15 protein-coding genes are annotated in these 22,661 nt (G+C 42.8%); 6 read left to right on the top strand and 9 right to left on the bottom strand.

The window, feature by feature from the left end:
* Nucleotides 1-3 precede the first annotated feature (3 nt).
* The 6 genes from IX53_RS03420 to IX53_RS10480 form a co-directional block, all read right to left on the bottom strand.
* The gene (locus IX53_RS03420; RefSeq protein ID WP_047754164.1) at nucleotides 4-1,416 is read right to left on the bottom strand and encodes a hypothetical protein; all 1,413 of its coding nucleotides are present in this window, start codon (nucleotides 1,414-1,416) and stop codon (nucleotides 4-6) included.
* Complete coding sequence (locus IX53_RS03415) at nucleotides 1,416-5,132, bottom strand: hypothetical protein (protein ID WP_047754163.1); 3,717 nt, start codon at nucleotides 5,130-5,132, stop codon at nucleotides 1,416-1,418. The genes IX53_RS03420 and IX53_RS03415 overlap by 1 nt, the downstream gene beginning before the upstream one ends.
* A gap of 17 nt (nucleotides 5,133-5,149) precedes the next feature.
* Entirely contained in the window at nucleotides 5,150-6,979 is a 1,830-nt protein-coding gene (locus IX53_RS03410; protein ID WP_047754162.1) for a PKD domain-containing protein, read from the bottom strand.
* A 5-nt stretch (nucleotides 6,980-6,984) separates the two neighbouring features.
* Nucleotides 6,985-12,060, bottom strand: a complete 5,076-nt coding sequence (locus tag IX53_RS03405) for a PEGA domain-containing protein (RefSeq protein ID WP_047754161.1) — start codon at nucleotides 12,058-12,060, stop codon at nucleotides 6,985-6,987.
* Between the two features lie 75 nt (nucleotides 12,061-12,135).
* Nucleotides 12,136-12,384, bottom strand: coding sequence for a hypothetical protein (locus IX53_RS03400; protein WP_047754160.1), 249 nt, complete (start codon nucleotides 12,382-12,384; stop codon nucleotides 12,136-12,138).
* Between the two features lie 3 nt (nucleotides 12,385-12,387).
* Nucleotides 12,388-14,100, bottom strand: a complete 1,713-nt coding sequence (locus IX53_RS10480; protein WP_053001130.1) for a tetratricopeptide repeat protein — start codon at nucleotides 14,098-14,100, stop codon at nucleotides 12,388-12,390.
* Nucleotides 14,101-14,191: 91 nt separating this feature from the next.
* Between IX53_RS10480 and secG the strand changes: the two genes are divergently transcribed.
* The 4 genes from secG (at nucleotide 14,192) to IX53_RS03375 (ending at nucleotide 18,602) form a co-directional block, all read left to right on the top strand.
* On the top strand, nucleotides 14,192-14,446 hold the full coding sequence (secG, locus tag IX53_RS03390; RefSeq protein ID WP_047754159.1) for a preprotein translocase subunit SecG: 255 nt from the start codon (nucleotides 14,192-14,194) through the stop codon (nucleotides 14,444-14,446).
* A gap of 18 nt (nucleotides 14,447-14,464) precedes the next feature.
* Nucleotides 14,465-15,667 (top strand): tyrosine--tRNA ligase, encoded by a 1,203-nt coding sequence (tyrS, locus tag IX53_RS03385; RefSeq protein ID WP_047754158.1) that lies wholly within the window; start codon nucleotides 14,465-14,467, stop codon nucleotides 15,665-15,667.
* Nucleotides 15,668-15,749: 82 nt separating this feature from the next.
* The gene (locus IX53_RS03380; protein WP_047754157.1) at nucleotides 15,750-17,339 is read left to right on the top strand and encodes an S-layer homology domain-containing protein; all 1,590 of its coding nucleotides are present in this window, start codon (nucleotides 15,750-15,752) and stop codon (nucleotides 17,337-17,339) included.
* Nucleotides 17,340-17,459: 120 nt separating this feature from the next.
* Entirely contained in the window at nucleotides 17,460-18,602 is a 1,143-nt protein-coding gene (locus IX53_RS03375; RefSeq protein WP_047754156.1) for a hypothetical protein, read from the top strand.
* Nucleotides 18,603-18,827: 225 nt separating this feature from the next.
* On the opposite strand, the gene IX53_RS10880 is transcribed toward IX53_RS03375, so the two are convergent.
* Nucleotides 18,828-19,037, bottom strand: a complete 210-nt coding sequence (locus tag IX53_RS10880) for a hypothetical protein (protein WP_156173095.1) — start codon at nucleotides 19,035-19,037, stop codon at nucleotides 18,828-18,830.
* A gap of 5 nt (nucleotides 19,038-19,042) precedes the next feature.
* Here IX53_RS10880 and IX53_RS10475 point away from each other — a divergent pair, with 5 nt between their 5' ends.
* Complete coding sequence (locus tag IX53_RS10475; protein ID WP_053001128.1) at nucleotides 19,043-19,486, top strand: M55 family metallopeptidase; 444 nt, start codon at nucleotides 19,043-19,045, stop codon at nucleotides 19,484-19,486.
* Nucleotides 19,487-19,516: 30 nt separating this feature from the next.
* On the top strand, nucleotides 19,517-19,936 hold the full coding sequence (locus IX53_RS03365) for a hypothetical protein (RefSeq protein ID WP_047754155.1): 420 nt from the start codon (nucleotides 19,517-19,519) through the stop codon (nucleotides 19,934-19,936).
* 36 nt (nucleotides 19,937-19,972) lie between these two features.
* Here the strand turns inward: IX53_RS03365 and IX53_RS03360 are convergent, their stop codons facing one another.
* Together IX53_RS03360 and IX53_RS03355 are read right to left on the bottom strand one after the other, a co-directional pair.
* Nucleotides 19,973-21,631, bottom strand: a complete 1,659-nt coding sequence (locus IX53_RS03360; RefSeq protein WP_047754154.1) for an ABC transporter permease — start codon at nucleotides 21,629-21,631, stop codon at nucleotides 19,973-19,975.
* An 8-nt stretch (nucleotides 21,632-21,639) separates the two neighbouring features.
* Nucleotides 21,640-22,611 carry an ABC transporter permease gene (locus IX53_RS03355; protein ID WP_047754153.1) on the bottom strand — a complete coding sequence of 324 codons (972 nt, stop codon included), beginning with the start codon at nucleotides 22,609-22,611 and terminating at the stop codon, nucleotides 21,640-21,642.
* Between the last annotated feature and the right edge of the window lie 50 nt (nucleotides 22,612-22,661).

The following is a 22,661-nucleotide window of genomic DNA, read 5'->3' as shown; positions in this document are numbered from 1 at the left end:
GTGTTAAAATTTTAGGTTTATTACATCCAGCCAATCGGCTCCTGTAGCTTCCGGAGAACAGTTTTCTGGATTTGATTTTTCCAGTTGAAATGTTTCGTCCGCTATCACTCTACCATATGAATAGATAACGACTCTAAAATTAATCGGTGTTTCACCACGATAGTAGTGTACCCTAACTTTATAATCTCCGGAAGGGGGTATCTTTTCTTTGGGATCCAGCAGATAAACCTCTTTGCCCGGGCCGCTCTGACTGTCAGTATCCAATATTCCAATATTGCTACTGTTCAGGAAATATACACTCTTTGAAGGTTCGATAATATACAGATCCAGATCAACATATGGCTCGCTCCAGCTCAATTCTACTTTCAATGCCGGTTGAGTCTCAATACCTATTATTGTCACTGCTTTCTCGGTGCAACGGAATACAGAACAGGCCCTCAACGTGAGCTTTTTAATACCAGTTTCTGGTATGAAATTCACTCTGTACTCATTATCAAAAATCGCTGCTTTCTGGAGTTCATCTCCATAATAGGCCTCAAATTTCATGATTTCTCCCGTGACTACCCCTTTGATCGTCAGATTTTCACCAGCGGTGGCCTTCACGGTTTCTTCTTCCGGAAAGATCAATGGATGTTCTAGAAGGGTGAAATAATTTTTCTTTTCCCCGCCGATTTCGATAGTGTGTACACTGAGGTAAGGAAACGGTGAGGTGTACGTAAATTCCCACCAGGATCGTGAAAATTCGGATATCAACCTCTCAAGTTCCGATAAGTTGCTTTCGTCGAAGACCAAACCGTAGGTTACACGTGCCAGTTTCTTGGCATTCTCACTACCAGTTTTGAGTGCTATGAAGGGGATCCCAGATTCTTCAAGTGTTAGAGTAGGATCACTTTTCCATGAATCTTCGTCGTCCACGATAACCACCAGCGCCCCTTCCTCAAAAGAATATGTAGAAAGGACGTGCCCCAGATCTTCATCGGCTGCCGTCGTCAGACTGTAGAGTTCTATCAAACGATCTCTTATTTCTAAAGCAGAACACTGTAGTTGTTCGATTATCACATCAGACACAGCGATAAGAGTGTTGATGACTTCACCTTCGAAGAACTCTTCAACTGCTCTTGAAAATAGAGACAACTGCCTGATTATACTTTCTAACCTGTCATTCATTGAACCGGAAACGTCCAGAAAATAGTAGATCTTCAAAACTTTCAAAGGCTCTCTTTCTAAAAGTTTTACTAAGGGTTTTATCATAACCCCATCTTCGGACAGCATGAAATCTCCTGATGAGTAAAAGCCAGTCGTTAACACATTTAAATGTACTTCTGGGAATTCCGAAGTGTCGATCTTGTCGATGATGATTTTTGCATTGCCAAGGATGGTAAGCGCCAAAATCGTTAATAGAAGAATCTTTCTCATCATTTTTTCGCCAGTAGGTTTATCCTTTCGACCCTACCATTAGCTGTTTTCAGTTCAAAGGTTCCCGCTCCAGTCTCCGTTACTGATACGAAAGGTGCAAGGCCTGTGAAGTATTCATAGAATAGACCATCGTTAACAGGATAGAAGAATCCTCTGCCTGGTGGACACTGTGCAACCCCTGTTTCAATAGGATCGATAACGATATAGTCGGCAGCGTCATAATGGTAGTTATAACCGGCAAGAAGGATTTCTTTTCTTCCGTCGAGATTTAGATCACCCACGAGGACAGCATTTATAGGTCCGGGATGCCAGAATTCTGAAATAAGCTCTCCATATCTAGAATAAACACTGGTCACAGAGAAATTGCCATCGTCTCCATTTGCGACAACATAAATGTATACGTCATTCTCTGCATAGAATGCACCGAATTCTTTAACGGAATAAGATAACGGTAATGTGTAAACCTTTCCTTCGCCAAATGGCTCTTCCCACAGTAAACTCACATCGCTCTTGAGAGCACTTATAATGAGGTTACTCTTTGAAGTACCTTCGGCCTTAACTTGCCTTATCAATATGAGATCGTTAACGCTGTCATTATTTAGATCGTACTCGATCGGGAAGATCTTTTCAGTGTTGGAAAATTCCCGCATCTTAATTTTTTTCATTTTGAGTTCATCCGAGAAAACCTCTACTATATTATCTGAGACTTCATAATAAACTGGTTGTGGTACGGTGATTTTTACAGGTTCCGAAAATCGAGAGTGGTGAATTCCAGAAAGTGTTCTGAGCATGAGTTTTGTGTTCAACTCAACCACAGAAGAGGGGATTTCTGTTTCCTTTTCGATGAAACTGGTTGAGATATACTTTCTCTTTCCGTCTTCGGTTAAAGCCCAGAGTTCATAGAATTTTTTCGTGGGTTTTTTGAGGTTAATGCTTATCACATCACCTCTCAAAACTGCAGATTCAACGGAAGGTTCCTTAACGATTCTCGATTCACTGGTGATGATCACATTAACAAGTCTTTCAACGAGTTTGATGGCGGATTCTGAGGAAGAAGTTACTCCGTTCCACACCTCACCTATGTAAAGTATCTCTCCTCTTTCAAGTTTCCAGAGTAGCAATGGATAAGTTCTGTAATGGTTTTCTCCGTTGATATATAGTCCCTCTACAAAATATATCGGTAGTGAGTTTCCCAAATAATCAGAGATCGTGAAACCGTTGAATTCTTTTTCACTTTTCCAGAAGAAATCCATGGTTTCAGGAGCGTACTGAACCAACGATTCATTTGCGGGAAAGGCAAAGTCAGAAAAAAGATCTTCAGGTCCATACAGTAATTTAAGAGGAACACAATACGTTTCTGGCAGATATTTTACCTTCTCAAGGCGTGCGAGTCCCAGTTTTTCAAGAAGGTAGTTGCCATCACCGGACAGAACAACGAGACCACCATTTTCAATGTAGCTTTTCAGATTCTTCGTTAAATCTTCGGAGAAGAAATTTTCGAGAATATCCTTGGAAGTTGAAAAACCAAGAAAAATAACCCTTGCCTTGCTCAGAGAGCCTGGGTTCAGCAAAATGGTTTCTGGTGAATACAGATTGATAGAAAGCCCGGTGGATACGAAGGCTTTTTGCAAACTTTCAAGGTCATAAGTGGAATTATCAGGGGCTATTAACATCACATCAGACGTTTTGATGAATTTCCTGACGATTACAGAAGGACCTGTGATAACAAATCCCCTGTCACTCTTTTTGGTAGAAACGATTTGCCCGTTGAAGACCCAACTGTGAAAGAGCATGCCATCAAACTCACCAGAAGACAGGGTTATTTCTTTTCCTTCTTCTACCCAGTACTGCCTGCGATTAAGCAATTCGTTTCCCCTTTCGTCAACGGTAAGTAATAAGACCTTGAAGAACCTTTTGAAATTAGCCGTAAGCATTGTGGGCTCATTAATAACTACTTTTCGTTCGTTTCTTCTACTACCATCGTCCCAGCAGTAGAACTCAAACTTGACATCGTTTCCTTCGATGTCTTTATTCGTATCGAGTTCAAATACCGTTGGCTTGAGGGTAACTTTTAAAGAATTGCCCAGTTCGAAAGTCCCTACAAAGCCTTCTTTATGTTCAATGGAACCTATTTGATAAGTAACAATCGATTTGAATTCCTCGGGGAGGTTTGAAGAGACCCTCAGGGCCACTTCAGGAATTTTTATCCGTATCGGCTCGAAATAACGCCAGTCAGTGCCTGTAGTAGTATCCGTAGGATTCGCTTCACTACCGTTAAAAGAAAATTCACTTTTGAAAAGTTCTTTAGGTGTTTTTCTACCGGTACCATCACTTAATTCCACCGTTATCGTACCTTTGACTTTTTTCGCTCCTTTGTTTTCGAAGAAGTGAACCATTGGCTGGTAGGAGCCCGGTTCAACTTCAGCAAAGGGAATCTCGTAAATTTCAAGAGCTTCTTCGGTATCAGCGACATGTAATTTGCCGGGAGGACCAGGATTGACAAAGTATATCCTCTCGCCTGATGGAAGTAGCACGTTCAGATCAAGGTCGGCTTTTGGATCGTCCCATTTCAAAATAAAACGCAGAGAAGCTTCAATAGGATATAGGACGCGTACACTTGAAATCGCCTTCCCTGAAGTGCTGGTAGCGAGCACCGTGAATACATTTTCGCCTTGTTTCAGTATGAAAGAATCTCGGAAAGTGCCCTTGTCAATACTCAAAACTCTTTCTTCGACTGGTATAGCATCCCCTGTATATCCGATTCTCTCCTGCCTTACTATAACATTTCGGTAATCTCCACTAACTGTACCGGAAAGTACCACATATGGCTTACTGAATATATCCCCGTCTTTTGGAGAAGTAATTCTTACGATTGGCAGGCTTTCAGCAAAGAACTCTACCTTTCCATTGTCAATGATTTTCCATTCACTCTTTTCCGAAGCTTTCGGTCTGTCGTTATCGATTATGGACATGGATAGCTTTACCTGATGCTTCCCCTCTCCTTTAGTAATCGGAACCGCAAATTCATAAATGTAATATCCATTCATAAGAGTGCAGGATATCTTCGTGTTTTCTACCGGGGAACTTGTGAGTATAGAGGGTTCATAGTTTATGAAGTTTCCGGGTAAAAGATCGTAGGATATGTCCTCGACTTTCAAATGGATGCTGTCTCCAAAACCAATTATTTCTTTAGAAAATGCCGGGATAGGAACGTCATCTCTAACGATTACAAGCCCGTAAAGCAGGCTATTCGATTTGCCGTAAGCCATTTTGGCAACGCCGCTGAGATCGAACCTTCCGGATATCGGAACACCTTTGACATTGTAATCTGAAATAAAGCGAATGCCGGTGATGTGATCCCAGTCTTCAATGTTACCGTCAACTATTATCTCGTCGTCTTCAAGCACAAGCGCTGAGAAAAGCGTTCTTTCAGTTAAGGGAACATTATAATGGGCTGTTACTTCGTTTACCCTGAGTTCGATCTTTTGCCCTTTTAAGTCTTCCTCATTACTGAAGTAACTAATGTATAAAAGGTCACCATCTTTTTCTATACTGAACACATCCACCGGACTACCGTTTTCCAGAATATCGACCCGTTCCGCTCCCTCAAGTGTCAGCTTCACGATCGGAAAGCCTGAAGTATCTATCTCTAGGAGATTAGTTCCCATAGCAATGGAAACAACTATCAGTAAAAAGCTCAAAGCAATCTTTCTCATATGCGCACCCCCACAGGTCAGTTCGAAATTTCAAAACGTTGTCCGCGTTCATCTATAAGGAAGATTTTTTCGCCATCAACAATTATAGAACTAACACCGCTAGCCTCCGGTAGTCTACTATAGAATTTTTCCTTTGCTGGTGGAACGCCCAGTCCAAGATAAGGTTCGGCCTGTCCATAGAGCTTTCTGCCATCTATTACACCCACCACTGTGGTGAAATCGTATTCAGCATTCTCACCGGCAAAGAGTATATCAACTATGCCATCACCTTCAATATCTTCAAGTTTAAGCGATTTGATGTGCCCGGGATGGTAATATTTGCCCTTTACTATCCCATCAGCGGAAACAACCGCAATTATTGCCGGGAACCACGGTACGTGGTTTAAGAGCACGACAATCTCCTTATTACCGTCATCGTCTACATCTCCGCATCTAATAGCCTCAATGCTGAATGAATTATCAGGCCAGAAAACACTGTCATCGGCTAAAATCACATTCCAAATAAGTTGTCCCATCGCATTAAACATATAGAGTGTTCCTCTACCTTCTGAATCTGTTCCAGCAAGAATTTCCTGCTGCCCATCACCATCAACATCTGTGAAGAGAGTCGAAGAAAATTTTACGCCTAAATTTTTCTCGATGGTTGAAAGGTCCGAAACATTGACATTGGCCTGTGTTTCATATTTGATTATCCTCTCAACTATCTTTTCCACCGTTTTCGGTTCAGGTTTATCTATGATTCTGAAACCTGTGCGTGCGATACTTGAAGATATCCCATCACTTACTTCGCATGCTACGGTGAAGGTTCCGGTAGAATCTAGTGTAAGAACGATCTCTTTTCCCTCTTTAGTAAGAAGGGTATCGTTCAATTTCCAACGGTACCTTAAAGAATCGCCATCGATATCTCTGGCTTCTACACTGATCTGAACGGATTCTCCCGGGAATGAAACCGGCGGAACGACAGAAAGGCTGTTGATTATCGGTGGGGAGTTCACTTTTTCAGGTGAACGATAAACGGTCGAAAATCTCAGCCCGTTTTGAAGTTCTACTTCGATGAAATGGTCGCGGTTGAAATCGAAGTTTGGTGTGCGATATTCCAGCAGATAAGACTTGAAGAATGTTGTAAGCGCGGTGTTGAAAGCCTCTTCAATTTCTTTCAAAACATTTATATTGAACACTTGTGCTCTGCTCTCCACTTCGAAACTTTTGAATTCTTCAATTGATGGTCCAATGATGATAAGATTGATATCTTTTGTGGACAGAGCATCCTGAACTTTTTGAATGGTGAGGTCGCTGAATCCACTTCCATCGTCTGCATGGTGTGGGGGAGCATTCGTTATGAGGAGTACAACTTTTCGTGCGTGCGGATCAAAGTCGAATTTTGAGGCCTCAAGTAGGGCATCAAGTGAGAGTTCATTATCGTCACCCCCGCCAAAGGGGATTACATCCTGTAACCAGCCTATGCATTGGCTTGCATTGGCAGTTAAAGGATATATCCTGAGGATCTCGTCGGTAAATGTTAGCATCCCTGTTCTGATTCTTATTCCCTTTGACTGGAGGGTGTTTAAGGTTACAGCCATCAGATCATCGAGAAAACCGATCACTTTTCTCATGCTGCCAGATGTGTCTAAAGCTATCACGATATCCAGATCAGATATGAACCCATCTTCTCTTTTTCCATACCAGAAATTAACGCTAACTCCATCTTCAAAAAGCCTTATTGGGGTTGATTCGGCAGATACATAAAAAGAGACTAAGGGATATTGTGAAAGGTTCAACTCGACAATTTTCGGGAACGCGATCAGCGGTAATATCATTAGAACAATGATTGCTAATCGTTTTAACATAGTCCTCACCATCCAACCGTTTTGGAAGTAACGTGACCAACAATGTCTGTAGCCATCAGCCCAACAGTAGAACCTTTCATGATTCTTTCAGTTATTGTGAATTTTCTTGTCCTAAGCTCTGAATCCCTGAATTGGTATTTTTTACCGCCAATGGAAACGAAACTCAATCCGAGATTATCTGTGAATGTTATGGTGATGGATAAATTACCCTCTTCGTCGAAATTCTTTGTCACTTCAATGTGTGGAGGTTGAGTATCCACATAAATTTTATAAGTCATTGTTTTTTTCAATCCAAAAAGATCTTCTGCGGAGATATTGAAGTACGAGATGCCTTCCGGGAAGAACCTTTTTTCTGTGAGGTACACTTCCCGCCTTCCATAAGTCTCATACGTCTTCTCCGCTATGCCAGGTCGAACTGCATCGGTTGTAATCTTTCTTATACCGGTGTTGTCAGTAGCACTTATCTCAATTTCGATGATATTTTCAGCGCTAAACGCTGTTTCTGGAAGATTTGTCATGAGGACAGGAAATTCCTTGTCTGGTATACTAACAAAGATTTCACCGATATCCACCCAATCGTTTCCTCCAGCGAGAAAGTTGAGGTTATCCCTGTTGAAAAAGCCCAGCTCACCGCTTCTTTCAATGTGCTTATCCAGAGTATCTATCACGATCTTATAATTAACCGTGTTCGGATAGTACTCAGAAGAATAATAATGAACAGCAATATGATAATTACCCTCATCCGGTAGATATGAGTCTTTATAGTTTAGGATATAAGTTTCAGTGGTCGAGGAACGCTGTCTGGCATCAACATCGATATAGGCGCACCGACTCGCAGGATTCATCGGCCCAACCACCGTGCCATCAGGTTCCCTAATGTAGAGATCCAGATCCGCAGCGGTGGAATCCCAGGTCAACGTTACTCTCATTGCTTCATGGCGCGGAATCAACAAGACACTATAGTCTTTTATACCGATTCCTTCAGAAGTCTTGATTACTACTACCAGCTCATTTTCACCCGGAGAAAGGGGGACCCATTCTTTGAATTCATTGCCTTTCTGTGTTGAAGTTTTGAGCAGCTTTTCACCAGCATCAGCGTAGATATTCAGTGAATATTTTTCTCCGGTGGGCTCAAGAAGTCTTCCCCGAAGTTCCAATATATCACTCGTCATTACACTGCCACTTGTTTCCTCGATTTCGAACGGTATCCACCGGAGGGCTTTTTGAGTGCGCTTTCCTGTTATGTCTATTGCGACTACCTCCAGTTTTTCCTGAAGTTCTTCTTGGGATACAATGAAACTATATTTTCTCTTACCGTCGAGTTTATCTATGTGTTTCCCAACCTTCACATATTTCAAGCCAGAATCATCCTCAAACAGTACCTTTACGGCCATTCCATCAGATGTTTTTTGTGGAAGATAAGAAATAGCAGGAGGTGCTTTGTCCACGAAGATGTATTGCGAAACTCTGGAGATATTTCCAGAAATGTCACCTGCTTCCACGAAGATATCTCCCGACTCTTTCAATTCTATCTCAAAAGTATCTTCCACATTTAGTTCTCCGGAATACTTTTTCTCGAGATTTTGAACCTTGATAAAGCTTATCCCACCGCTGTCAGTGGCGATAACAGTTATTTCTGCCCTTTTCGAAACAATGTTCGTAGGTAATTTTAAATCAAGCTGCGGAGGTACATGATCCTTTTTAACAACATACGTCCTTTCTGCAACGTTACCAGCTCTGTCAACTGCGCTGAGCTTCAGGGTGGCGGACTCTTTCCCCATCAGATCGATTGTGTAATTGTAGGTGAATTTCTTTTTCCCATCGACCTTAATTTCCTTTCCATCAAGAAGCACCGCCTCTATTCCAGTGTCATCAGTCACAGTTATTGAAGCAACCACTGTATCTTTTCCAGTTATCGTTGGTCCCTTTATTTCAATCAGCGGTTTTTTGGTGTCGTATAGGATATAAATTTTCTTATGCGTGATGTTTCCAACGAGATCTGATACGGATATCACAATAGCTTTCGATCTTCTATCTGTTCGATAGTTTAGACTAAAAGTATCTTTGTCGATTCTTGTCGGTGTAACTTCCTTGTCATCCACCATTATTTGCGCGATACCCGTGTCATCTTTAATCTTAAATCTGATCTTCACCTCTTCTTCCGAAGTGAAGAAGAAATCATCCACGATTATCTCTGGAGCACTCTGGTCCAGTATCACCATTATTTCGTCGGAATCAAGCAAAAATTTATCAAGGTTTTCAAGACGAAGTTTCAAAAGGTTCACACCTTTTTTAATGGTAGTTACAGCAATACTTCTTGTGTTTAATGTAAGGGTATCTGTATACGTTGTCATCCCTCTGGAATTCAAGAAAATGGGCAGCGGTACTCTGGCGTTTCGACGGGCCCTGATGAAGATACTGTCACCTTCCCAACTGATAATTTTTTTAGTTACAGGTCTTTCTATAACGAGGGAAACCTTCTGATAGCCTCTGGAAAGTAATTCGGTGAATCTTTTATCGACCGGGTCAATTTTTTTCAGGAGAAGAATGCTATCACCAATCTTGCCGGATGCCAGCTCGACAGTGGCAAGCGACTTCAGGACGACATTTGAATCTGGATACTTATTGAGGAGATTTTTAAGTCCTTTTTCAGCCTTGATGATATCCTCTCTTACCCATATTTGTAAATTTCGCCATACACCGGCGAGTGGAAGGAGAGCCTCAAATTTATCGGCAGTTTCTATGGTTTTCTCCAGCAATTCTGTGTTTCCGGTCATCAATGCCACATATGCCGCTGTCGTTAGATCTATGAGATCCCCGGCATTTAGGGCTTCTTCGCCAAGTTCTACGGCCTTTTTGTCTTCTGAATTCTCAATGTAGACCTCGGAAGTAAGCCTTCTGATTAATGGGGTGGGGTACATTTTCAATAGCTTGTTTACTAACAACAGAGCATCCTTCGGAGCTGTCTCAAGGGCTTGTATAATCTTTATTGCTGCAAGTTCTTCTGTGACTTTATCTGAAGGCAATTTGGAAACAGTATGTGAGAAAGCTTCTTTATCATCAAGTAAATATTCAAAAAGCGCCTTTTTGAAGGGAAGATCCTTGTCTTCGATGTTCATGTCTTCGAGCATTTCGAGAAAGGTTTTCAAATGTCCAAGACTGCCATCTACGAGGGAAGCCCTTAGTTCAATTTCAGCGAGTAAATTTATGAGATCCACTTTTTCATCAGTTTTCAATGTGGCAACTTTTAAATATTTCTCCAGCATATTTGCTGCTTCGGGATAACGGTAATTATCAAGATACTCCTTCAGGAGTTCTTCGATAGAAACAACCTCTACTTTTTTCCTTTCTAAGAACCTGAAAGCACTCAATTCAATGAAAAATTCTCCCGGTTCTGTAAAAACACTTTCAAAACTATCTGACTTGTAAAAAGATCGCTCTTCTTGCCAGAGTAGTGTTCCCTCTTTGGTGACACCTTTAAGTGTCAGGTTTATGGGAGCTGTCATTGTTGCAAGAGAAGAAACAGATATTTCGAAGGGCATCCCGGCTACTACACTGGCCGGGGCGCTTAATTCCAGAGAAATTTCGGGGATAGGTATCAGGAATTCGCCTTCTATGCGTGAAGTGGGCGTATCGATTCTCAAAATCCCAGTTCGTTCGCCCGTTGAAATATATCGTGCAATGTAGAGGTTTTCAAAAGCACTGAGAATTTTACTGAAAGCTCCACCAAGGTCTTCAATCGTTGGTGATTCAAGGAAAGATCCCCCTGTTGAGGTTGTGAGTGTTCCAAGGCTGAACTTATCGATATTTCGGCCAAGTCCTATCGCGAATATAACTACATTATTCTCCCTTGCAGCTTTTATCGCTTCGGATATCGAATTCCTGCTGCCAGGACCCGTATCGCGGAGATTGGCATCAACACCGTCAGTTACCAGCACTAGAAATCTTGGCCCTTCTCTTTTAGAGAGGAGTTTTACGGCCTCAACAACCGTGTCGTAGAGGGGAGTGGAACCTTGAGCGGTGATTGTGTGCAGTGCTGCAGAAAGCTCCTGGCGATTGTCAGTAAAGTTTTTAAGAAGCTCGATTTCGTTATCAAAGGCTATAAGCGCGATGGAGCTATTGGTTGGTAACAAGCTCAAAAAATCCTTTGCCGCCAGTTTCGCCTTTTCGATAACAGATTTCATACTTCCACTTCTATCGAGGGCAAGCGTGAAATTCAAGACATCTTCTTGTTTTATTGGTATGAGCTGTAAAGGTTGGATGAAGTTATCTGCTTCGATTATAGAAAGTTTACCTGCAGCCATAGTATCTTTTGATAGAGGGGTGTTGTATTCATCGTAAGCCCTGAATATAAGACTGATTTCTGGATACTTTTGGATATCCACATTTATAAATTCTATTTTACCCGCGACTTTGTCATACAATTCGTCAACCAACGATTCTGCTAATTCACCAAAAGCACTCTGAAGAACGGGTAGATAAGCCTTATCAAAGTTCTCTCTAATACCTGTAACATAAAAAATCTTCTCTATTTCGAAAGACTTCTCATTATGGATCAGGTTCTGATGTTTCAATGATAAAGAGAAGCTGTGTTTTCCATCCGTTTCTTCGTGGCTCAAAATAAATTCCAAATACCCAGAATATCCAAGTGCTGCTGTCGGGCTTAAACCTTCTCCAGAAACGATGTCGGCTGCTATGTTCATTTCTTCGAGGACATTTCTGATTGTTTGATTGATTTTCTCAAAAAGCCACTCTCTTGGTTCGTAGTTTTCAAGTTTTATCCCGACTAACAGTTTTCCAAAGGTCGTGGAGTAATCTTGGCGAATTCTGAGCATTTTTTTAACTTGAACTGTTGTATCCTTTCCAATATATACGTATTCTTCATACGGTTCAAAACCCTTTTTATTTATAGCAACCCTGTGGTATCCTTCAACGGCATACATGCTAAAGGGGGTGTAACCGAGATGCTCACCATCAATGTACACTAGAGCTCTGGCAGGGTAAGAATCTACTTTCAAAACGCCATAGGTAAGAGCAGTCACAGAAAAAAGCAAAAACAACACGAAGAGCTTTACCTTCATTAAATCAACCCCCTTGTAAACCCGTTATATGCACTTTACATTAATTATAGGATAATTAACCCGTAAATCAAAAGGCTACTTCTCTGTATCCTCCTCTTTAGGAAGGGCTTTTCCTTCATCGCCAAAGAAATATTCACGCGGGTTCTCTATGAGATCTGAAAGTCCGCCAAAAAGAGAATCGAAACTTTCGAGAATTTCTTCGGCTTCTTCAGTGGAAAAGTTTTCTTTCAGTAGTGTTACAAAGGATTCGGTATTAAGCTCTTCAGGATCGAATTCATCTGACATTATAAGCTCCAGAAGCCTTTCAAAAAGATCGTTTTTCATAAGTTACCTCCTAAAGTAGTAAAAGATTTGATCGTTTTCTATAGCTTCTTCAATGGCATCTGCCCTCAAGAGAGCCAGTAGCTTCACGAGGAATTCCCGAGGGGTTTTTGGAGAAATTTCAAGAGCTGTATCAGCGTCGATAAGGTTTGTCTCAAGGTTTTCTGCTATGAATTTGGAGAACTTAAAAGCATAGACCTTGTGTTCTTCCATGGCTTCCTCAAGAAAAAGTATACAGTCAAAGTCAGTTCCTGACAATGAATAATAATATAGTTTGAGAATGATCGACAGAATAGCCAGAGTCTCACCGTGGCCAGACAAAATAAATGCAAAGCGTCGTGTGAACAAATCCAAACGATCAAAACGTACGCCAAAGAAAGGTAATAAACGAATGAAAGTCATGATCTCTTCAATGCTAATATCCCTTTCTTTGGGCATCTTTCCATGTATTATGTTATTTATTCTGTCCCGTAATGATTGCTCGTTTTCGAAGCGCTTCAACAGCCAGCGCATGAGTTCCTCGTAGTCCAGATCTTCTGAGTAAAAAAGTTCCTTAATCCCTGGCAATTTTAGCGAGCGGGTCTGTAATTCAAGGATGTTTTTCACAAGCTCCCCATTCCTGTACATTCGGACAATTCCTGCAAACAGGGGGGTTTCAATAGGTTCGTTTTCTCCTCTATCTTCGGCAAGCTCACGGTATACTAACAGCTGTTCACGAAAATCTTTACGCGCAGAATCGGGCAGAGAACGCATCGCATTTTCAAAATCACCAAGTAGAAGATAGCAGCGAGCCAGTGCCAATTCTGCAGCAGGTTCTTTTTCAGCCTCGAGGTAGTCTAGCAGATGGTCAATAGCATCCTCTACAAACCCCAGCTCCCTTTCTATGAGGGCGATATCATAATAAATGGACTTTGATGAGTTCAATTCGAGAGTTTTCTTCAAGTCAAAAAGTGCTCCCTGAAGTTTTCCAAGGCGTTCCCTGGAATATGCTCTGTTGTAAAATAATTCCCAGCGTTCTTCCTTTGCTATAGCCACATTGAACGTCATCTCAGCTTCAGCATATCTCTGGAGTTCATTCAAAAGTACGCCTTTCCTCAACATCGCATCCACAAACAATGGAAAGTCTTCTGGAAGATGTTCCAGCAGGCTAAGGGCAGAGTCGATCATACCTGATGCAATATAAGCGTCTATTACTCCAAGTAGGGGCAATGAAAATTCTCCTCCGGAAGTTTCTAGAGATTTTATGTGAAATTTTACAGCCTCGTCATATTCGCCTTTCTTCTGCATCAATCGTGCCAGTTCATAATAGCCGACATAGAAGTTGTTATTCATCTCCACGGCTTTTCTGAGTTCTATTTCAGATAGATCCAGCCGTCCAAGTTCACGTTGAAGTAGACCGTTGTAAAAGAAATAACGATAATCAACTTTGATTTTTCTAGCCTTTTCCAGCCATTCCTTTGCTTTGGAAACATCACTCTCGTTTAGAGCCTTCTTGAAGGCTTCGTAATAGAAATATACAAGGTATGAATCGTAGTACTCATCAGCTTTTACCCTATGCTGAGTTTCCAGACCACGAATGATAATGTCTAGATCAATCCGGTCTTCGTTGACGATCTTCGGAAGGTCTTCTATTCTCACCGGTAACTTCACCGGCAGGTTTTGTATCTTCGCCGCTGAGGGCTTGAGCGGAAGGTAAACTAGAACCTCGTGCTTTGACAAAGGTACACCTCCAGAACACGATATTTGCCACAAAACATTACTTATAGTATAATACGAAACGAACAATATCGCGATAATAGGAGGTATCATCATGGTAGTGTTATCATATCTGCTCGTAGTCCTACACGTTGTAATAAGTGTGGCTCTGGTTATCATGGTCCTATTCCAGATGTCCAAAGCCTCAGAGCTCGGAGGAGCTTTTGGGAGCGGTGGAACCCATACGATGTTTGGAAGAAAAAAGGGTCTTGACACTCCTGGAAAGATCACAGTGTGGCTGTCTGTCGCGTTTATGGTAAATAGTGTACTCCTTGCTTACATTATTTCAAGAGCATTTCCACTTTCCTAACACAAGGTGATGGTCTTGGTGTCTCTTGAAAAGCAGTTAAAAGTACTGAAGCAGAACGCAATATCCGTTGTTTCAGAAGAAGAGTTGCTGGAACGATTGAAAGAAGGCAAACCCCTCAGGGTCAAGTTGGGAGTGGATCCCTCTAGACCCGACCTGCATCTCGGACATGCTGTGGTCTTACGTAAACTGCGCCAGTTTCAGGATTTTGGCCATCAGGTAATCCTCATTATTGGAGATTTTACTGCCAGGATAGGAGACCCGTCCGGACGATCGAAGACTCGCCCCATGCTCTCCAGTGAGGAAGCGCGCGCCAATGCTATAACGTACAGTGAGCAGGCTTTTAAAGTGCTCGACAGAGAAAAAACGGAGATCAGATTCAACTCTGAATGGCTTGATAAATTGAGTTTTGAAGATGTAATAAGACTCGCCGCAAAATACACGGTCGCGAGAATGCTTGAGAGGAATGATTTCGAAAAGAGGTATAAAAATAACGAGCCCATCAGCATAGCAGAGTTTCTTTATCCGCTGGCACAGGCATATGATTCTGTGATGGTTGAAGCCGATATTGAAATTGGCGGAGATGACCAGTTCTTCAATTTCATAGTCGCTAGAAAGATTCAGGAAGAGTATGGAATGAGACCCCAGATAATTCTCACGATGCCCCTCATTGAAGGTACAGATGGCAATTTGAAAATGTCGAAGAGCTACGACAACTATGTTGCCTTTGAGGATACGCCTAACGATATGTATGGCAAGCTCATGTCCATTCCGGACAAGTTAATCATCAAATACATGAGACTGCTAACCAACATTCCTGAAAAAGAAATTGAAACCTATGAAAAGCAGATAAAGGAACGGAGTGTCAACCCCCGGGACATAAAAATGAAACTGGCTTATGATATCACCTGCCAGTTTCACGGAAGAGAAAAAGCCGAGGAAGCTCAGGCTTATTTTATAAGGGTTTTCAGAGAGAAAAGTCTTCCAAAGGAGATGCCCGAAATAAAGTTGAACCACGAGGAAATCAGCGTCGTCGAACTGCTCACGGATTTCGCTGGAATACCTAGTCGTAGTGAAGCGAGAAGGCTCATACAACAGGGAGGCGTAAAGCTCAACGGCGTCGTAATCACCGATATTCATGCTAAATTGAGGCTTTCCGATGGTGACATTTTGAGGATAGGAAAAAGACGCTTTTTTAAAGTCAAAAATAAATCCCAGTCTTGAAACTGATAGCGGCTTTACTGTATAATAGGTTCGTACTACGGTCGGCTATAATTGCAAAACATTTTGAAAGGGGGTAGGTTTCATGAAGAAACTTGCTTTTCTGCTGGCCCTCGTAGTGTTCGCAGCTGTTGCATTCGGCGTTGCTTACACAGATGTTCCAGAGGACCACTGGGCATACGATGCCGTAATGAAAGCCACTTCTGCTGGGTTACTTCAGGGATTCCCGGATGGCACTTACCGGGGTAACGATGCTGTCACCCGTTACCAACTCGCCATGGCCATCGCGAAGCTCCTCGATTATTCTGAATCTGGCGATGCCAAGCTTCAGGAGCTCGTTTTCGCTCTGACAAAGAAAGTCGCGGGTCTCTCACTTGAGATTTCCGATGTTAAGAAGAGCGTAATCGATATCATGGCCGAGTTCAGGGCCCTTGAAGTAAAAGTAGAAAGTATTGACCTTGACAACGTGGAACAGAAGGTCTGGGAACTTCGTGAAGATGTTTACGGTGAGCTCAACGCCATCAAAGAGGCTCTTGACGCTTACGATGGTGGGATCGAAGCACTCAATGGTAAAGTAACGGACCTTGAAGTTACCACCAAGCTCCTCGGCCAATCTCTGGCGAAGTTTAAAGCTGATTTTGCTGCTTACAAAGAAAAGATTGATGCTATTGAGGGTAAGATGGTTACTTCTGATCAGCTCGATGAAAAACTCTCCCTTCTTTACACGAAGATCCTCAAACTTAGCACGCAGTTCAAAGAACTCGATGCCATCAAAGAAGAATTCGCCAACTACGTAACAGTAAAGGATTATGAAACCACTGTTGCAATAGTCAACAAGCTTACAAGGGATGTCTTCAAGCTCTTCAGGACTAAGGCAGACGCCGCGGATCTCAAAGCTTACGATGAAAGAATCGCGGCCCTTGAAGGTTCTTTGGAATCGACGACTGGTGAGCTTAAAGAAAGCATTGGTGTTCTTTACGACCAGGTGGATTCCAATATCAATTCCATCATGGACCTCGAAAAGAAAATGTCTGATGTCGAAGGTAAACTTTCCATCTTTGCTGAGTCAGCTGATGTAGAAGCCCTCAAAGGTAGGGTTACCGACCTTGAAATAACAACGAAGATGCTCAGCAGCTCGATTGTCAAGCTGAATGAGACCATTTCCAATCTGGATTTCGTCACACCTGACCAGCTTGCCACAAAGATGGAATTCCTCTACAAAAAGATTGGTGTAACTGAGAGTAAGCTTGCAAAGAAAATCGACGACCTCGATGCTGGAGTCGCTCTGTTGAACGATGATATGGAAATAGCTTTTGATCAGATAGACGCAAACGTCTTCGACATCATGGCTCTGGAAGAGAAAGTTGCAGCCATTGAAAATGATCTTGAAGAGAACTATGTAAAGCTTGACGATTACAACGTCATCGTTAACATCACAAACAAACTCAGCAGAGATGTTTACAAACTCACCAAATCCAAGGCCGATGCAGACGATGTGAAGGCTTTGAAAAATGAGGTTGAAACCCTCAAAACCGATACTACTGCTTCTATCGAAGCTGTCAAAGCGGAAATAAATGAAAAGGTTTCTAAATTCCAGACATCGACAAACCTTGCAACAATTCTTTCTTTTGTAGCACTCGCCGTTGGAACAGTTGCAATAATTCTTGGGCAGTAAGTTATACCTCCAGGCGCCCCCAAATGGCGCCTGGCTTGATTTGTACTTTGTAAATGTGATATACTCTAAAACAGCAGTAAAATCATCCCAAAATATCTCTGTCAAAGGGGGTAAGTGTAAATGAAAAAACTTCTAGTAGTCCTTGTTGCTCTTCTCACAGTAGGCCTTTTTGCTGTTCCGGTAACAATCTCCGGTGGTGGGAAGGTACAGGCGGGTATTTACTTTGACAATGCAGGATTCAGAACAGAACTTGGCATCTGGGATACATGGATAAGCTTTGATATCGATCAGCCTGCCAACCTCAGCATCTACGTTACCGACCACAATGCCAATGGAATAGGCATCAGCAGTCTCGCTCTTTCCAATGACCACCTCGGTGCAACATGGTACGCAAGCAATGCTTTTACTGGTGATTACAGCCTCTGGTGGTTTGTAGATGTTGATGATGGTGTATGGGCTCCTACCGCTGTTCTCGAACTCAAGGACTTCGGGCTTTGGGTTGCTACACAGGATAACAACAAAGTAGCTGGAAAACTCGTTGTCGATCCTCTTACGATTGCTGCTCAGGCTACCTTTACCGGTTATAGCTTTGGTGGAGCCGCACTTGAAGTCAGCTCTGAAGATATTTTCAACGGTCTTGGTTTCAGGGCTGCTTATAGGACACCCGGTGATTACCAGCTCCATGTTTGGTTCAAGAACACACTCGGACCTGTCGATGTTGATGCCTACGCTGCTTACGGTAATATCAATGATCAGCTCGTTGGTGTTAACTTCAGTCTTGCTAACCTGTTTGACCTCAGTGGTAACCTCCACTATGATATTGCTAGCGCTGCTTTCTCCGCCTGGCTCCAGGCAGTTCTCAGCAACAGCCTTGGTACTCTGACTGTTAAGTACATCTACCCAGCGAGCGCTCAGTTCCTCCTGGAACCCGCGGCTTTGACCTTTGGCCCTGCTACACTGGCACTCAAAGCAGGTTCCGGCGACTTCAACAACTGGGTCAATGGACTTGATGGAGACGTCGTTGCCAATTTCCAGGATGTCAGTTTCACCGCCGATCTTACCGTTTCCCCAGTTCTTGGACTCGGCGTCATTGCTGATCCGACAATTGCTCTCAACTTTGGTTACTACCTGCTGACTGGTGATACGGCGGCTGGTTTGACTGTCGCAACCACACTCTATGATTTGCTCAGTGTTGACTTTGGTCTCGACTTCCTCAACGTTTCTGGTTGGTATCTCAACATTTACTACTACCAGGAATTCTGATTATATAAGGATATCTCATAACCCCGGCATATGCCGGGGTTTTGTTTTTGGGGTGAGGGGAAATGAACATCTATGTATCTGTCGATATGAAAGGACTATGGGGGAATAACAAACTGGGAGCAGCAAATAAGCGTTCCATTGAGTACTGTAAAGAATGCCGCTAGCAGCAATTGAAAATATTCATAGAAGCTCTATTGGGAGAATGTAGCTCGAGACTTGAGAAACTCACAATCGCTGGTGCCACGCGAGTGCTGATAACATCTCTCCAGCTATCGCTGAGATGGACGAGAGAATTGAGCTGGTATCTAGAGCGCTGAGGGTAGAGTACATGATGCCAAAAGATAGCGCATACGATTGTGTTTTTTTGGCTACCACGCAGGAATAGGCTACCTCAGTGCTAACATGGACCACATCTACTCCAGCTTTAAGATTCATGCCTTATGAATGACATCGGAGTCAATGAAACTTTCATCAATACTGCATACACCGGTTCGATGGGTATTCCCATCGGGCTGATCTATGGAGATTCTGGCCTTAGGTTGGAACTTTTAAAAGAACCTTTGTGTGGATACTTTTATAAATGCATCTTTGTGGAGAGCAAAGAGTTTATTGAACGATATTCTGCCGTATTGCCTTCGTTCAAGAGAATAGAGGAAAATATATTGCTGAGTGTAAAGAGACTTTCAACAGTTGATATTAAAGAATTTACTATCGTTAGACTAGGTAAGTCCTATACAATTGAAATGGAATTGGTAAACACTGCGGCAGCGAATACGTTAAAACTCATGCCGGGTGTTATGAAGTCGTCTGGTAGAAGGGTAAATGAGCAATTCAATGACTTCAAGAAGCTGATGAATTTCATCATAGCCGCTGTATACTTATGAAAGGTGCTCTTGATTAGCGAGGTGGTTTGAGTGGTATATGTGGTACTGGGCGATGCAATGATAGTTTTTGGCATCTTTTTTGGCCTTTTCAGTGGTGGCTCTGCTTTTGCTTCAGTATTCTTTGGAACAGAAGAAAGCTCAATTGTGGTAACCCTCGTAATGGCTGCTCTTCTCTTTTTCACAGGCATTTTGATTCAATTCGCAGGAATAACACGAAATAAGTTTTTCTCACTATCCGCATTTGTGTTATCTCTAATTCTCTTGATACTTTACTGCACAGAGACTGTGATGGATGGACTGAATTGGTGGCTTGCGCCTTTGCAGGAATTACTGGACTCTTCGGGGAAAATTGGCTGGATAGGAAACATTGTCGGGGCATTTGTTTTGACAGCGTTCATTTTACTACCCGCCGTTATTCTTCAACTGGGGAGAAAAAACAAAGCGGCCTGATAAGGCCGCTTTCCTGAGGGAAGAAGTAACTCTTTATCAGAATCCAAGGGATCTTGGATCGAGGGCGTCTCTGACAGCATCTCCGAGGAGGTTGAATGCCATCACAACGATGAAAATGAATATGCCCGGTATAAGTAACCATGGTGCTTCTGTCATTGCTCTTATGTTTTGGGCCTGACTGAGCATCAATCCCCAGCTTGCCGAGGGTTCGGTTATACCAAGACCGAGAAAGCTTAGACCAGCTTCACCAAGAATGTAACCTGGTATCGAAAGTGTCGCTGAAACGATGATATAGGTGGCGGTATTGGGAATTATGTGTCGCCAAATTATCCGTCTTGCGGGATAACCCATGGCGATCGCTGCCTGCACGAATTCTCTCTCTTTCAGTGAGAGTACCATACCTCTGATGACCCTTGACATACCTGGCCAGCCAATGAAACTCAAAATGACAACTATCAGAACGTATGTCCAGTGTGGAGGTATGTTAGTAGGCAAAATGGCTCTGAGGGATATCAACAGGTAAAACCCAGGTATGGACATGAGTATCTCAGTTGTCCTCATCAGGACTTCGTCAGACCAGCCACCGTAGTAACCTGCCACTCCACCTATGAAGAGTCCCAGAGTGAAGGTGATGAGAATTCCCAGCAGCCCTATGGACATAGAAATCCTGGAGCCGAAGAGGATCCTCGAGAGGACATCCCTTCCAAACTTATCTGCGCCGAAGAAATAAATTCTCGCCGGTGAATCGACACCTATAAGATGAAGATCCATAGGGATCAGCCAGAGGAGTTTATATTTCCAGGATCTTACGAAGAATTTCAACGGGAATTTCCGTGACTCGTATGAGATTACTTTGGGTGTGATTACAACTTCGAGAAGCTCAGGATCTATCTCGAACTCCACGAGAAGCTCTTTTGCTAATTCGACATCGCCTTCAACCTCGTCAAGGGTTTCATTGTAAAGGGTCATGGCTTCTTCAATAAATTCTTTCACTTCGTCTCTAACGACGGCGAATACCCTATATAATTCCTTTTCTGTAACGATTCTCACGGGAGTCCCGATCTTCTGAAGGCTCCTGTATCTTGTTGGTGAAAGGGCTGTTAGGGAATTCTTGCTTGTATTGATGTCTATTGCCTTGCCTTCGTCAAGCAAAGAGCTATCGGTTAGTTTTATGGTCTGCACGGTCTTGAACTCCGGGTTTCCAAGATAAGCTCGATTCCCATCGGCATCTTCGACATATCTCGTGATCTTTATTACCATATAAATGTCTCTTACATTATTTTCTCCAATAGTGAAAGTCTTTATTTCACCAGTAGCCTCGTCCCGTGCGGTAATAGAGCTCAATGAAAAGCCCTCTGCGAATGTCGTCCTGAAACTCGCAGGGTCTCTTTCGAGAACCATCGGATAGACGTATGGTCTCGTTAACTTTCCATCTTCGTCTATCCAGTGAATGTTAGATGGAGGCGCATAGGAAAGGTTCTGGACCTGTTCATACGGATCGTGGGGTGCCAGGAAATCCGCAAAGAGAGCTATGAGGTACATTATTATAAGCACCCAAAGGGAGAATAGTCCCAGCTTGTGCTTTTTAAGAGCACGCCATACAAGTTGCCATCGATTCAGATACTGAACTTCAAAAATGTCATCTTTTTTTGTTTCCTGTGCCTGAGTATTTTTTTTGGGTTCTTTCACTGCCATCACTCCTGTTATCTAAGTCTGAATCTGATACGGGGATCTACCCACGCAAGCAGCATGTCGGCGATGAGGTTACCTGTTATGAGAAGCAATGAACTCAACAAGAGCGTAGCCATGACAAGAAAGAGGTCTTGAGAAGTGAGAGCCTCGATCACAAGTCTTCCCATGCCTGGCCATCCAAAAACTGTCTCTGTAAGAACAGCACCACCGAGCAACCCGGACAGGGAATATCCGAACATTGTGACTATCGGGTTGATCGCATTTCTCAGGGCATGTTTGTATATAACGTTCTTTTCAGGCATTCCTTTAGCTCTCGCAAAGAGCACGTAGTCCTGTCTTAACTGGTCGAGCAATTGTCCGCGCATTTGTCTCATTAAACCTGCCAGACCTGATGTTCCGAGGGTAATGACCGGTCCCACGACGTGCCATAAATAGTCGCCAATCTTTCCCCAGAAAGAGAGGTCGTCGTAGTTCAAAGAAATTATACCGCCGATAGGGAACCAGCCTGTCTTTGCAGCCATGAAGAGCCATAGTAGTGCAAAGAAGAAGTTAGGAATAGAAATACCTATGAATGCGAAAAACGAAAAAGCCTGATCGCTAATTGAATACTGATGTAGTGCTGAATATATACCCAGAGGTATCGCGATTCCCCAAGTGAATATCATGGTACTGATACTCAAAAGCAATGTCGCACCAAGCCTTCTCCAGACCAGATCGAACACCGGTATGTGGTACACGAAAGAGTAGCCGAAGTTCCCTTTCAGCACTTGACCGAGCCATTTGAAATACTGTACCACGAATGGTTTATCGAAGCCAAATTGTTTTTCGAGAGTATGAACTTGTTCGGCACTGATTGAAGGATTCAACCTGTAATAATCAAGAAAATCACCCGGAGCGAGAGAGATTATAAAGAACGATAATACTGAAACTCCAAGCAAAACAGGTACCGCTAAAATGAGACGCCTAAGTATGTATTTGAGCACCTTCTTCCCTCCTCAGAACATATATATTTAAAGCGGGAGGGGTATACCCT

The sequence above is a fragment of the Kosmotoga pacifica genome (assembly GCF_001027025.1).
GTDB lineage: Bacteria > Thermotogota > Thermotogae > Petrotogales > Kosmotogaceae > Kosmotoga_B > Kosmotoga_B pacifica.
This window is presented reverse-complemented; position numbering and strand designations above follow the sequence as displayed.

Excerpts from the sequence above, each read along its gene's own strand:
- IX53_RS03420 (WP_047754164.1), bottom strand. The coding sequence starts at position 1,416 with ATGAGAAAGATTCTTCTATTAACGATTTTGGCGCTTACCATCCTTGGC.
- IX53_RS03415 (WP_047754163.1), bottom strand. The coding sequence starts at position 5,132 with ATGAGAAAGATTGCTTTGAGCTTTTTACTGATAGTTGTTTCCATTGCT.
- IX53_RS03410 (WP_047754162.1), bottom strand. The coding sequence starts at position 6,979 with ATGTTAAAACGATTAGCAATCATTGTTCTAATGATATTACCGCTGATC.
- IX53_RS03405 (WP_047754161.1), bottom strand. The coding sequence starts at position 12,060 with ATGAAGGTAAAGCTCTTCGTGTTGTTTTTGCTTTTTTCTGTGACTGCT.
- IX53_RS03400 (WP_047754160.1), bottom strand. The coding sequence starts at position 12,384 with ATGAAAAACGATCTTTTTGAAAGGCTTCTGGAGCTTATAATGTCAGAT.
- secG (WP_047754159.1), top strand. The coding sequence starts at position 14,192 with ATGGTAGTGTTATCATATCTGCTCGTAGTCCTACACGTTGTAATAAGT.
- IX53_RS03380 (WP_047754157.1), top strand. The coding sequence starts at position 15,750 with ATGAAGAAACTTGCTTTTCTGCTGGCCCTCGTAGTGTTCGCAGCTGTT.
- IX53_RS03375 (WP_047754156.1), top strand. The coding sequence starts at position 17,460 with ATGAAAAAACTTCTAGTAGTCCTTGTTGCTCTTCTCACAGTAGGCCTT.
- IX53_RS10880 (WP_156173095.1), bottom strand. The coding sequence starts at position 19,037 with ATGAATCTTAAAGCTGGAGTAGATGTGGTCCATGTTAGCACTGAGGTA.
- IX53_RS10475 (WP_053001128.1), top strand. The coding sequence starts at position 19,043 with ATGAATGACATCGGAGTCAATGAAACTTTCATCAATACTGCATACACC.
- IX53_RS03360 (WP_047754154.1), bottom strand. The coding sequence starts at position 21,631 with ATGGCAGTGAAAGAACCCAAAAAAAATACTCAGGCACAGGAAACAAAA.